General features: G+C 66.8%; 9 protein-coding genes. 6 read left to right on the forward strand and 3 right to left on the reverse strand.

From position 1 onward, the window contains the following. The first annotated feature begins 82 nt into the window (after positions 1-82). Together PNO31109_RS04555 and PNO31109_RS04560 are read left to right on the forward strand one after the other, a co-directional pair. Positions 83-1156, forward strand: coding sequence for an Lnb N-terminal periplasmic domain-containing protein (locus PNO31109_RS04555; RefSeq protein ID WP_150554445.1), 1074 nt, complete (start codon positions 83-85; stop codon positions 1154-1156). Next, entirely contained in the window at positions 1153-3354 is a 2202-nt protein-coding gene (locus PNO31109_RS04560; protein WP_244958125.1) for an alpha/beta fold hydrolase, read from the forward strand. The genes PNO31109_RS04555 and PNO31109_RS04560 overlap by 4 nt, the downstream gene beginning before the upstream one ends. A gap of 49 nt (positions 3355-3403) precedes the next feature. Here PNO31109_RS04560 and PNO31109_RS04565 read toward each other — a convergent pair whose 3' ends face one another. Continuing rightward, on the reverse strand, positions 3404-4009 hold the full coding sequence (locus PNO31109_RS04565; RefSeq protein WP_150554446.1) for a putative pterin-binding protein: 606 nt from the start codon (positions 4007-4009) through the stop codon (positions 3404-3406). 238 nt (positions 4010-4247) lie between these two features. Here PNO31109_RS04565 and metE point away from each other — a divergent pair, with 238 nt between their 5' ends. From metE to PNO31109_RS04585, 4 genes are all read left to right on the forward strand, one after another. After that, positions 4248-6536: a 5-methyltetrahydropteroyltriglutamate--homocysteine S-methyltransferase gene (gene metE / locus PNO31109_RS04570; protein WP_150554447.1), complete on the forward strand. Its 2289-nt coding sequence runs from the start codon at positions 4248-4250 to the stop codon at positions 6534-6536. 374 nt (positions 6537-6910) lie between these two features. Then, entirely contained in the window at positions 6911-7570 is a 660-nt protein-coding gene (locus tag PNO31109_RS04575) for a response regulator transcription factor (protein ID WP_150554448.1), read from the forward strand. Further along, complete coding sequence (locus tag PNO31109_RS04580) at positions 7567-8955, forward strand: sensor histidine kinase (protein ID WP_150554449.1); 1389 nt, start codon at positions 7567-7569, stop codon at positions 8953-8955. The genes PNO31109_RS04575 and PNO31109_RS04580 overlap by 4 nt, the downstream gene beginning before the upstream one ends. Before the next feature lie 58 nt (positions 8956-9013). Continuing rightward, positions 9014-10741: a glycosyltransferase family 39 protein gene (locus PNO31109_RS04585; protein ID WP_150554450.1), complete on the forward strand. Its 1728-nt coding sequence runs from the start codon at positions 9014-9016 to the stop codon at positions 10739-10741. Positions 10742-10902: 161 nt separating this feature from the next. Here the strand turns inward: PNO31109_RS04585 and PNO31109_RS04590 are convergent, their stop codons facing one another. Continuing rightward, on the reverse strand, positions 10903-11733 hold the full coding sequence (locus PNO31109_RS04590) for a family 1 encapsulin nanocompartment shell protein (RefSeq protein WP_150554451.1): 831 nt from the start codon (positions 11731-11733) through the stop codon (positions 10903-10905). Further along, positions 11730-12860, reverse strand: coding sequence for a Dyp-type peroxidase (locus PNO31109_RS04595; protein WP_150554452.1), 1131 nt, complete (start codon positions 12858-12860; stop codon positions 11730-11732). Before PNO31109_RS04595 ends, PNO31109_RS04590 begins: the two co-directional genes overlap by 4 nt. Positions 12861-13087: the final 227 nt, after the last annotated feature.

Below are 13087 nucleotides of genomic sequence, written 5' to 3' on the forward strand. Positions count from 1 at the left end.
TAAACGCCCCCGGTCCGCCCGTTCGATCGACCTCGCCCGCCGCGGGTGGCGCGTCGGACACGGCGTCCCACTTCTGCTGATCATGGTGCAACTGCAATCCCACGCCGGCGAGGCGCTCGCCGGCCCCCACATTGCGTGGTACGTCTACGTGCTGCGCTCCTGCCTTGCGCTCGTCGTGCTGGGCGCGTGCGCCTGGGGCGCGATGGCGCTGACCTATCGATGCCCCGGCCCCGGCTTCGTGCGCTATGGGGTCGTCGCGCTGTGGGTGCTGCTCGGTATTGCCGCCCTGCTCGCCCTGTGGCGCGTGCGGGCCGGAGCATCGCTCAAGGGGTGGCCACTGGCCTTCACGTTCGCGATGATCCTCCTTCTCGGCTGGTGGCAGACGATCCGACCGTCCAACGACCGCGAATGGGCTGCGGACGTGGCGGAGATGCTCGATTCGCGGCAGGACGGCACGCACGTCACACTGCATAACGTGCGCAACTTCGCGTGGCGCAGCGAGACCGACTTCACGCCCCGTTGGGAGACGCGCGAGTACGATCTGGACAAGCTGGTCAGTGCGGACCTCGTCCTGTCGTACTGGATGGGGCCGGCGATCGCCCACACGCTGGTTTCCTTCGGCTTCTCCGACGGCAGGCGCGTGGTGTTTTCCATCGAAATCCGCAAGAAGCGCGGCCAGAAGTTCTCGGCCATCGGCGGGTTCTTCAAGGACTTCGAAGCCACGCTGGTGGCCGCCGACGAGCGCGACATCCTGCGCGTGCGCAGCAACGTGCGCGGCGAAACCGTCTACCTCTACCGGCTGAACATCCCGCCCGCGCAATTGCGGCGCGTCTTTGTGGCCTATCTGGAGCGCGCCGCGGAACTGCGCCGCGAACCCGCCTGGTACAACACGCTCACGAGCAACTGCACGACCATCGTCTTCGAGATTGCGCGCCTCATCGCGCCGGGCCTGCCGCTCGATTACCGCCTGCTACTCTCGGGCTACTTCGCCGAGTACGCGTTCGATCAGGGCGGTCTCACCCCGGGCTTCACTTACGCCGAGTTGCAGGCGCGGGGCAACTTCGTCGCCCGGGCGCTCGCCGCGGGTGACGCCCCCGACTTTTCCGCACAGATCCGGCAGGGCGTGCCGGGCGACGATCCGAGGGTGACGCCGTGAGCGGCCGCACGATCCTGGCGGCGTGGACGCGTCGCGCCGCGCGGGTCGCCGCCGCCGCATGCCTGGCCGCGCTTTCCGGCTGCGCCATGGTGGAAGTCCGCTCGCTCGGCCCGGAGCAATACATCGCAATGAAGCGCGGCGACATTCTGTCGACCAACAAGCTGAGCGCGGCCACCGACGAAACGATCCGCGTCGCCGGACTCGACGACACGATCTGCGCCAAACCCTCGCTCGACTGCATCGATGCGCTCGGGCGTGCCGGCGAAATCGACAGCGACCGGCGGCTTGCCGCCATGGCCGAGATGGCGCTGCAACTGGCGATCGCCCAGACGCCCGCCGGCGAGCGGCAGTGGAACGACGCCCAGTTCGATCTGTGGCTGCGCGCGGCGCGATACTCATACGCCTACCTTTTTTATGGCGACCGGCCGTCGAGCGAGCGCGCGTTCGAGGACCGCCAGACGCAGGTGCGCGACTATTACAACTACGCGGTGCAAACGTTCTCCGTTGCGCTGTTTCGGCGTGTGCAGGCCACCGGCAGCGACAAGATCGCGGGCTGGACGCTGCCGGTCGATGCGAGCAGCGTGCGCTTTGCCGAGAACCGCACGCGTCCGCGCGAGGTACTGCCCGCTTCGACGCTGTCGTTCGCCGGCCTGCGCAGCCCCTACCGACGCGACGGCTTCGGCGCGGAACTGGTCGCGGTGCTCGACGAGAAATCGGCCGCCGAGGCGCTTGTGGCCGACGCCGGCCGCACGCCGGCGCCGCGCGGCGATGCGTCGACCGGCCCGGACAGCGATGGCGTCTATTCGACGCCCGGCGGGCGAAGCAGCGGCGCGCGCAATCTGCGCGAGCGTCGGGCATCGCGCGACTTCCGACGCGCCACCGACCCCGACGCCGGGCCGATGTTCAGCGAAATGCCCTCGCCGTCGCTCACGTTGCTGCTGCGCTTTGACGGCAACACACGCGACGAAATTCTCACGACGCACGTCGCCACGCTCGTCGTCTATGACCCGTACCGGCAATCGTCGGTGGAACTGCATGGCCAGACGGTGCCGCTCGCGGGCAATTTCACGGCTGGCTATGGCTTGTGGCTGGCCCGCTCGGGTTTTGCCGAGCAGTCCCTGCGCACGTTGTTCGGCCGCGACCGCGGCATCGATCGCCCGCACATTTACCTGATGCAGCCTTTCGATCCGGGGCGCCGTGTCATCCTGATGCTGCATGGGCTCGCGAGCAGCCCGGAAGCGTGGGTGAATCTGGCCAACGAGATTCAGGGCGACGCCACCCTGCGCGAGCACTTCCAGATCTGGCAGGTGTACTACCCGACCAATGGGCCGATCCTGGTGAACGCGATGGCCATTCGCAACGCGTTCGAAGCGACGCTAAAGCACTTCGATCCGGACGGGCAGTCCGCCGCCTCGCACGATGCCGTGATCATCGGCCACAGCATGGGAGGCGTGATTGCGCGGCTGATGGTCTCGCGCGCGGACGACGAGCTATGGCGAGCGTTCCGGGAGGACTACGACATCGATGAAGACCGCCTGGTCCGGGCGCGCGATCGCCTCGATCCGTTGTTCCATTTCAAGCCGGTGCCGCAGTTCGAGCGGGCGATCTTCATCGCCGCGCCCCACCGGGGCACGCCCTTCGCCCGCAACCGGCTGGGGCGCTGGGTTTCGAACCTGATCAGATTGCCCGTGACGCTGCTCGCCGGTCTCGACGACGCGCTGCACTTTGCCACGGGCGCCGAGGATGCGCCGTCCGAGGGCAGAACCCGCTACGTGCCGAACAGCGTCGATCAACTGCGCGACGACGATCCCTACGTGATGGCCGCCGCGAACCTGAAGATTTCACCGTCCGTGCAGTATCACTCGATCATCGCGCGACGCGACGCGAAGGGGCCGCTCGAGCAGTCGAGCGACGGCGTGGTGCCGTACCTGAGCGCACATCTGGCGGGCGCGCAATCGGAGCGCGTGATCGTCTCGGGCCACAGCGTTCAGGAGACACCGCAGGCGATCCTCGAAATCCGCCGCATTCTGCACGAGGACGTCGACGCGCTCGACCCGATTCGGGCGCCGGACCGCGCGGATCCGTTCGCGCCGATTGCGCCGGCGCCGCTCGCGGCGCCGGTGGCGCCCGCGACATCGCCCGCAGCCGGCGCGACGAAGCCCGCCGGGGTCACCCAGGCGGCCAAGGCAGCGAAGTGATCAGCGAAGTGATCAGCGAAGTGATGGCGTCCGCGGCGCGCCGGCAACGTCAGGACACGGCGTTGATCTGGATGTGATACACGCCCCACGGGCACAGCGTGAACTGTTCCTTGAGCGGCTTGCCGGCGAGCGCCGGGATCTTCGCCGGATCGTACACCGCCCACAGGGGGCCCAGGCCACCCAGGGCGAGCGGCTTGTCGTCGAGGTGTGTGGCGAGCAGGAAACGGTACTCGCGCACAGTGCCCAGCGTGGTCGCCACGACGTAGCCGTCGAGCGCCCGCAACAGCACTTGCGTGGCCGGGTTGGCCGGGGCGCCCGTGCTCGCGAGCACGTCGGCGAGCAGCGGGCCGCGCAGCGTATGGGGCTTCGCGTCGTATTCGAGGGTGGGACGGACCGTCCGGGCGGCCATGCGCGCGAGCATGCCGAAGTCAAACGCGTATGCCGCGTCGAACTGGACCAGCTGCTTGTGCAGGAGCTGGTCGAGCGCCGGGTCGACGGGGCCGCGGTTATGGCGGCCAATGGCTCCGCTCACCGTCACGAGCGGCGTGGTGGCTGGCGGGACTGGAGCTGCGGACGGTGCCGCGGAAGGTGCGGCAAACAACGGCGCGGAGGTGCCGAGCGCGAGCGCACCGGCCAGGAATTCACGTTTTTGCATGACGTTGGCGAAGACGATGAACAAACGGGGGCGGCACCACACGCAACCTGGCTGGCCGCATGCGGACGAACGCAGCGCCCCCGCCCGGTGGCGAGAGCGTAACACCGAAGCCGCGGCCTCGCTCATCATGAATAAATTTAAAGAGAATCATAAATAAGACCATTTTCATTCATGAAAGAGAGTCTCTATGATCGTCGTCACGATTTCACTCATCCGGCGGCAAGCGTCATCAGAGAACATGACAACGACACACAACCTGGGATTTCCGCGCATTGGCGCAAAGCGTGAACTGAAGTTCGGTCTCGAAGCGTATTGGAAGGGGCAGTCGTCGCGAGACGAACTCAAGGCGCTGGGCGTCTTGCTGCGTCAACGTCACTGGCAGGACCAGGCGGCGCTCGATCTGGTGCCGGCGGGCGACTTCGCGTTTTACGATCAGGTGCTCGACATGAGCTTCACGCTCGGCAACCTGCCCGAACGCGTGCAAGGCTTTCATGGCGATGCGCTGGACAACTACTTTCGCGTGGCGCGAGGCCGCTCGGCGCTGAGCGCGCAGGCCCACACCGAGTGCTGCGGCGGCGTGGCGGCCGGCGAGATGACGAAGTGGTTCGATACCAACTATCACTACATCGTGCCGGAGTTCTCCGCCGCCACGGTGTTCTCGCTCGACGCATCGCGTCTGGTCGACCAACTCGCCGAAGCGCGCGCCGCCGGGGTGAGCGCCAAGCCGGTCATCATCGGGCCGGTGACCTATCTCTGGCTCGGCAAGGCGAAAGACGACAGCGACAAGCTCGCCCTGCTCCCTCGCCTGCTGCCGGTCTACGTGAAGCTGCTCGAAACGCTCGCGGCACAAGGCGCGCAGTGGGTACAGATCGACGAGCCGATTCTGGTGACCGAGCTGAGCGCCGAGTGGCAGGACGCCTTCGAGACCGCTTATGCCGCCCTGGCCGTCACACCGATCAAGCGCCTGCTCACCACGTACTTCGGCGAATTGCGCGAGAACCTGCCGCTGGCATGCCGGCTGCCGGTCGACGGCCTTCACCTCGACGCCGTCAGCGCCCGCGGCGAAGTCGCCAAGGTCGTGGCCGCGCTGCCGACGGACAAGGTGGTATCGCTCGGGGTCATCAATGGCCGCAACATCTGGAAGTCCGACCTGGGCGCCGTGCTCGAGTGGCTGGAGCCGGTTGCGGCGGCGCTTGGCGAGCGGCTGTGGATCGCGCCGTCGTGCTCGCTGCTGCACGTTCCCGTCGATCTGGACAGCGAGCGCGAGCTCGACGCGCAAATCCGCTCGTGGCTGGCCTTCGCCAGGCAGAAACTCGCCGAGCTCAACGTGCTGGCTCGCGCCATCAACGAAGGCCGCAGCGCCGTGCGCGCCGAACTGGCGGCCAACGCGGCGGCCATCGCGAGCCGCCGGGCATCCCCGCGGGTGCACAACCCATCGGTCAAGGCGGCCGTCGCCGGCATCGAAGCGTCGCTGGGCCGGCGTCAGAAGCCCTACGCCGAGCGCGCCGCAAGGCAGGCCGCCAAACTGAACCTGCCCCTCTACCCGACCACGACGATCGGTTCATTTCCGCAGACGGCCGACATCCGCGCCGCGCGCCGCCGGTACAAAGCCGGCGAGCTCGACGAGGCCGGCTACATCGCCGCGATGCGCGCGGAGATCACGCGCAGCGTGCGCGAGCAGGAAGCGCTGGGCCTGGACGTGCTCGTGCACGGCGAAGCGGAGCGCAACGACATGGTCGAGTACTTCGGAGAGCAGCTCGAGGGCTATGCGTTCAGCCAGTTCGGGTGGGTGCAGTCGTATGGTTCGCGCTGCGTGAAGCCGCCCATCATGTTCGGCGACATCAGCCGCCCCAAGGCCATGACCGTCGAATGGATCACGTTCGCCCAGTCGCTCACCGACAAGCCGATGAAGGGCATGCTGACCGGCCCGGTGACGATTCTGAACTGGTCGTTCGTTCGCGACGACCAGCCCCGTTCGGTGTCGTGCTTGCAGCTTGCCCTCGCCATTCGCGAGGAGGTACTGGACCTGGAACGTGCCGGCGTGCGTGTGATCCAGATCGACGAAGCGGCCCTGCGCGAAGGCTTGCCGCTGCGTCGCGCGCAATGGCAGACGTATCTGGACTGGGCGGTGGAATCATTTCGCATCGCGGCCAATGGCGTGCAGGACGATACGCAGATTCACACGCACATGTGCTATTCGGAGTTCAACGACATCATCTCGGCGATTGCCGACATGGATGCCGACGTCATCACCATCGAGACCTCGCGCTCCGATATGGAACTGCTCGACGCGTTCGACTCGTTCCAGTATCCGAACGAGATCGGACCGGGCGTGTACGACATCCACTCGCCCAACATCCCGACGCAGGCGCATATCGTGTCGCTCATGAAGAAGGCCGCCGAGCGCATTCCGGCGACGCGCCTTTGGGTCAACCCGGACTGTGGGCTGAAGACGCGCCAGTGGTCCGAGGTGATCCCCGCCCTGCAAAACATGGTCGCCGCCGCGAAGACACTGCGCGCACAGTAAGGCGATGGCGGATGGCGCATCGCGCGCCGACGGCGCCTCACGACGGGCTGGCGTTTGCCGGCCCGTTCCGCGTGGACGGCGAGTGCCGCATCCTGTGATTCCCCCGCGCCATGCACGCTCGGAAAAATCTCACGAAACGACGCAAAACGCGCCGCGACGGCGCCAAAACGGCACGGACTCGCCGAGTTACATGAAAAACGCTTGCTAAGTATTTGATTAAAAGTCGCTTTGCATGGCATAGTCGCGCGGGCACACGCCGCCGCGCGCTAAGTTTCTCCTAAGTTTCGCGCGCTATCGTGCGCCCTTGCCGCCCCGTGGCGGCAAGGTAACGCGCGCGCGCCGGCTCGGTTGCGCCGCGAAGCATTCGGGACACCATGCGGATATTGCTCGTAGAAGACGACACCATGATTGGCGAAGCCATGGCGCAGGCGCTCAAGGACGCCTCGTATGCGGCCGACTGGTGTCGCGACGGCGACGCCGCCCTCGCGGCGCTCGCCGCGCACACCTACGACCTGATGCTGCTCGACCTCGGCCTGCCCGGCCGTGACGGCTGGGAAGTGCTGCGCGCTCACCGTGGCGCGGGCGGGCGCACGCCGATCATCGTCGTGACCGCCCGCGACGGCGCCGAGGACATCATCCAGGGACTGGACCTCGGCGCGGACGATTTCGTCGTCAAGCCGTTCGAAGTCGGGGAACTGCTCGCCCGCATGCGCGCCGTCATCCGCCGCAATGCCGGCGTGGCCGTTCCCGTGCTGACCAACGGCGCCCTCTCGCTCGACCCCGCCACCCACGAGGCGACGTATGGCGAGAACCGCTGCGTGCTTTCCGCTCGCGAGTACGCGCTGCTGCACGCGCTGATGCTCCGGCCGGGGACCATCCTGTCGCGCGACGCGCTCGAGCACCGGCTGTACGGCTGGGGTGAGGAGATCGAAAGCAACATGATCGACTTCCTGATCCATTCGATCCGCAAGAAGCTCGGCGCCGACGTTATCCGCAATATCCGCGGCGCGGGCTGGCTGGTTCCCAAGGCATGATGCGCTCGCTTCAGTCTCGTCTGGTCATTACGCTGTCCGCCTGTGCGCTGGGGCTGGCCGTCGTGGCGGGCTTCGTCTCGTATGCGGCCGCGTTCCGTGAAGCGTACCGCTTTCAGGATGATCAGTTGCTGCAGCTCGCCGCGCTCGTCGACACGCGCAACCTCACCGCCGCGGACACCGCCATGCACGGCCTGCCGCTTCAGGACCACGATTACCGCCTCACGGTGCAACGACTCGGCGGCACGTTTCCGGCCACGCTCGCCGACGGTTTCCACACCGTCACCACCGGCGGCCACACCTGGCGGGCCTTCGTGCGCACGATCGGGCCGTCGCAGCGCATCGTGGTCGCCCAACCCACGGAGGGTCGCAACGAGATCGCACGCAACAGTGGCCTGCGCACGGCCGTCCCGTTCGTTGTATTGGTGCCGCTGCTCATCGGCGCCATCGTGCTCACGGTGCGGCGCGCCTGGCGGCCGGTGCAGCGGCTCGCCGGCGAGATCGACAAGCGCCGCAATACCGACCTGCGCCCCCTCGATACGCGCGGCACGCCGACCGAGATCGAGCCGTTTGTCGTGTCGATCAACCGGTTGCTGGCGCGTCTGGCCAAGGCGCTCGACGAGCAGCGCCGGTTCGTGGCGGACGCCGCGCACGAGTTGCGCTCGCCGGTGACCGCGTTGGTGATTCAGGCCGAGAACCTCGATCGCGCGCTGGCGCCGGCGCCGCTCGACGCCGAAACGCGCAATCGTCTCACGCGGCTCAAGAGCGGCTTGCAGCGCACCCGCACGCTGCTCGAGCAATTGCTCACGCTGGCGCGCGCGCAGAACGTGCCGGTGGTGGCCGTCACGCCGCTGACACTGCTGCCGGCCGTGCATGAAGCGCTCGAAGACGTTTTCGTGCTGGCCGATCGCAAGCAGATCGTGCTCGATCTGGTGGACACGTCGCCGAATGTGCCGGGCCAGCCGGGACTGCGCGTGCTCGGCACCAAGCGCGACATCGTCACGCTGCTCGGCAATCTCGTGGGCAACGCCGTGCGCTATACGCCGGAAGGCGGCACCGTCTCGGTGCGCGTGTCGGCCACCGGCCCAGACGTGGCCATCGACGTGATCGATTCGGGCCCCGGCATCGACGCCGACAAGCGCGAACACGTCTTCGACGCGTTCTATCGCGGCAGCGATCAGCGAGAGCCGCGTGAGCACGGCGGCGAAGGCACCGGGCTCGGACTGGCGATCGTGCGCGCGATCGTCGACCGGCTCGGCGGCCGCGTGACGCTCAAGGACGCCAGCCTCACGCCACCGCGCGGACTACATGTTCGTGTCACGCTGCCGAACCCCGACGCCTCGCCGTCGGCCATCCGGCCGCCATCGCCCCTACCCCCATCCCGCTGAGCACCGCTCGCGGCCCTTCAGTTCTTCTTCACCTCAAAGTCCGGAAAGCCTCGCATCCATGTCCACACGCCCTCAACGTGACGCCGGGTTGGAACCCTGGCCGATCTCTCCTGCCGCCCTGCTCTGGCTGGTCGCCGCGTTCGCGCTCGTCTGGTTCGGCGTGCTCAACCTGCGCCATCTGATCCCCAGCGACGAAGGCCGCTACGCCGAGATGGCGCGCGAAATGCTCGCCACGGGCGACTGGGTCACGCCGCGTTACAACGGCTATCTGTATTTCGAAAAACCGCCGCTGCAGACCTGGATGAATGCGCTCACGTTCATGCTCTTCGGGCTTGGCGACTGGCAAGCGCGTTTGTGGACGGCGCTCACGGGCTTCGCCGGCGTGCTGCTCGTGGGCTACACCGGCCGGCGCGTATTCGGCGCGCGCGCGGGGTTCTTCGCTGCGCTCGCCCTCGCGAGCGCGCCGCTGTGGAGCCTGCTGGGCCACTTCAACGTGCTGGACATGGGGTTGTCGTTCATGATGGCGCTCGTGTTGTGCTCGCTGCTGCTCGCGCAGCGAGCGGGTCTCACGCACACGCAGACGCGCAACTGGATGTGGCTGTGCTGGGCCGCAATGGGCCTGTCGGTCCTCAGCAAGGGCCTGATCGGCGTGGTGCTGCCGGGCGCCGTACTCGTGATCTATACGCTGATATCGCGTGACTGGGCGCTCTGGACGCGCCTGCACATCGCCAGCGGGCTGATCGTGCTGCTCGCGGTGACCGTGCCGTGGTTCGCCGCCGTGATGGCGCGCAATCCGTCGTTCTTCGACTTCTTCTTCATCAACGAGCATTTCAACCGCTTCCTCAAGCCGGATCATCATCGCCCAGGAGCGCTGTGGTACTTCGTGCCGGTGCTCGCCGTCGGTTTCCTGCCGTGGCTGTCGATGTTGCCGCGCGTTGTCCCGGCCTCGCGCGCCTTGCCGCGCCAGCCGAACGGTTTCCGCCCGGCGCTGATGCTCGCGGTCTGGGCGGTGTTCATCTTCTGCTTCTTCTCGATTTCACACTCCAAGCTCATTTCCTATGTGCTGCCGGTGGCGCCCGCGATCGCGCTGCTGCTGGGCATCGGTCTGGCGGGATTGACGCGCGAGACGCTGCGCAAGCACCTCATCGTCTCCGTCGTGCTGTTCGTAGCCACGATCGTCACGGGGCTGGTGTTCCTCTCTCACCACTCGGATCGCCACAATCCGGTCGCGGCATACCGGGCCTTCACGTATTACCTGTACGCCGCGAGCATCGTCGGCCTGATCGGTATCGGCGTGACGCATTGGCTCGCACAACGCAGCACGAAGCAGGCGCTTGTCGCCTTCGCGGCCACGTGGTTCGCCTTCGCGATGATCAGCGGCTCGGGCCACGAGGCGTTCGGGCGGGGCAGCTCGGGCATCGATCTGGTGCCGGCCGTGCGCGCCGAGATGGACCGCCTGGGGCCGGACACGCCGTTCTATTCGGTGGGCACGCTCGACCACACGATGCCGTATTACCTGCGCCAGCCGATGATCATGGTGGCGGTGCAGGACGAGCTCGAATTCGGTATCTCGCAGGCCCCCGATAGCTGGATTCCGACGCTCGACAAATTCGCCGACGTCTGGATGTCCGCGCCCAAGGCGCTCGCGCTGGTGGACCCGGAGAAGTTCACGGTGCTGCAAACGCTCGGCCTGCCGATGAAGGTCATCGCACGCGACGATCGACGCGTGATTATCGAGAAACCGACGGACCAGGCGGGCGCAGCTTCGTCCGACGCCGGCAAATAACGCAGGAACCGGGAGATCCGGGCGCGATCCGCGCCGGCGGCTCCCACGGGACGCGCCCGCACGCCGGCAGGCGCGTATCCTCCTGATGGGTGAACGGCACCACAAAAAAACGGCCGGGGGCATCACAGCACCCTCGGCCGTTTTTCTTTTTCTTCAGGGACTTACTTGGCTTTCTTCTTGCCGTCCAGAGGTTTTGCGGGACCGACCGAAACACTGGCTTCAGCCGTGAGCATCAGGAATGTGAACGTCTCTTCCAGATACAGACGGACGGTGCTCGCCGTGTGCTCGAGGTAGCCGATCGACACATCCTGGCCGATGTGCATCTCGAAGTCGCCGCTGCGTGTCGAGACGATGCAGCCGCCGTCGATGGCCGGCGCCCAGATGATCTCGCCGCTCACGATGTGGCCGATATGCTCGAGAATCGGGTAACCCTGGTCGTTCGCTTCGGCCACGGCGGTGTAGGCGTCGGCGCCGAGCAACACGCTGTAAGGACCATCCACGCCCTCCAGGCGCAATTGCTCGAGCGCCTTGGCGATCACGGTCGGGTAGTCGGCGATGTTCTGCGGCAGCGGCAGTACCGGATTCGACGTCCCTTCGCGCACTCCCGTGATGCCGGCAGCCCGATACCCGTCGAAGATCGCACGGTCTTCGGCGTATGCGAGCTTGATGGCCGCGTCCTTGGCCGGTTGCCAGTCGGAATCGTTGGCGCCGCGCTCGACGTCGTCGATCGCTTCGCGCGAAAGCTCGAACGGCACGCGCAGCGCCACGAGCGGCATGACTTCGCGTTGACGCGCGCCCACCCCCTCGAGCGGCGCCTCGATGGCCTTCTGATGCCCCGTACCCACGCCGGCGAGTGCAAGCCCGCCCGGCCCCTTCACATCGACCACGCGCCGGGCCGCGACGGTACGCTTGAACGTGCGCGCCACTTCCTCCTCGATCTGTTCCCACGCGGCGTTCGAAATGGGCGCAAGTTCGCGATGCAGGTTGTTCATGCCTGAGAAACTCCTTTGAGCGATCCGATGTTCAGTGAGCCTGCCGACGTGTCGGGGCCCGCATTCGTAAGAGAAGAAACCGTGACGTCGAGCACCGGGCTCGCGCGCGTGGGCACCTGGGTGTCGAGCAATGTCTGGATGGCGGACGGGCCGGCAGCGGCCGCCGCCACCTCGGGGGTGCGCTCGGCAAGCGCCTCGAGCAGCGGCGCCGAGGGCACGAAGAACAGGCCGCCGGTGACCGCCGTGCTGAAGTCGAGCAACCGGTCGTAGTTGCCGGGCGGGCGCCCCACGAACATGTTCTCCAACATCTGCTCGATGGGCGCGGGCGAGCGGGCGTAGCCGATGAAGTACGTGCCGAACTCCGCCGAGCCGGGCCGCCCGAACGGCATGTTGTCGCGCAGGATCTTGATTTCCTTGCCGTTTTCCTCGAGCGTGGTGAGCGCGCTGTGCGACCAGCTCGGCTTCACGCCCTCGTCGAGTTCGACGTCCGAGAGCTTGGTGCGCCCGATGATGCGCTCCTGCGCCTCGATCGGCAGCGCGTTCCAGCCGGCCATGTCGTGCAGGTACTTCTGCACGAGCACGTAGCTGCCGCCCGCGAACTCGGGATCTTCGTCGCCCATCACGGTGAACTCCAGCGCCTCCTGACCCTCGGGGTTCTCGGTGCCGTCGACGAAGCCGATCATGGCCCGCATGTCGAAATAACGGAAGCCGTGCACTTCGTCGACGACCGTCACGGCGTCGCCCAGCTTGTTGAGCATGAGCGTGGCCAGGTCGAAGCACAGGTCCATCTGCTCGGCACGGATGTGCAGCAGCAAGTCGCCGGGTGTCGCCGGCGCATGGCGCTTGCCCGATCCGAACTCGCGAAACGGATGCAGCTCGGCGGGACGCGGTGCGCCGAACAGGCGATCCCAGGCGCTGTCGCCAAAGCCGACCACGCACGACAGTTGCCCCGACGGCACGCGCTTGCCGACGGAGCGAACATAGGCGGCCACATCGGCGCACCAGCCGCGCACGGTGGCATGCGCGGCCTCGTCGTCGCGCACGGTGGCTACGAGAAAGATGGCACTGCGGGTCACGGTGCCCGACACGGGCTGAGGTTCAGGGGGAGACGTCGGACGTTCGGTCATTGCACTCCTGCGTGTGGCTGAGGTTCTCGGCGCCTGCGCAGGCAGCGTCGGGTCGAACGGCAGACCGTAGGCTATCGGGCGGCGACTTTTGGTGCGTCAAGTTTATAACGCAACACACCGCAATATGCCACTCCCTTGCTCAACCTCGCGTGAAAAGCCTTGCACCGCGGGGTTTTGCGACCGAACAGCAGATTTCCGTCGATTTCGCCACACGGTCGCGACAGTGC

Origin of the sequence: Pandoraea nosoerga (assembly GCF_902459585.1) — a bacterium.
GTDB lineage: Bacteria > Pseudomonadota > Gammaproteobacteria > Burkholderiales > Burkholderiaceae > Pandoraea > Pandoraea nosoerga.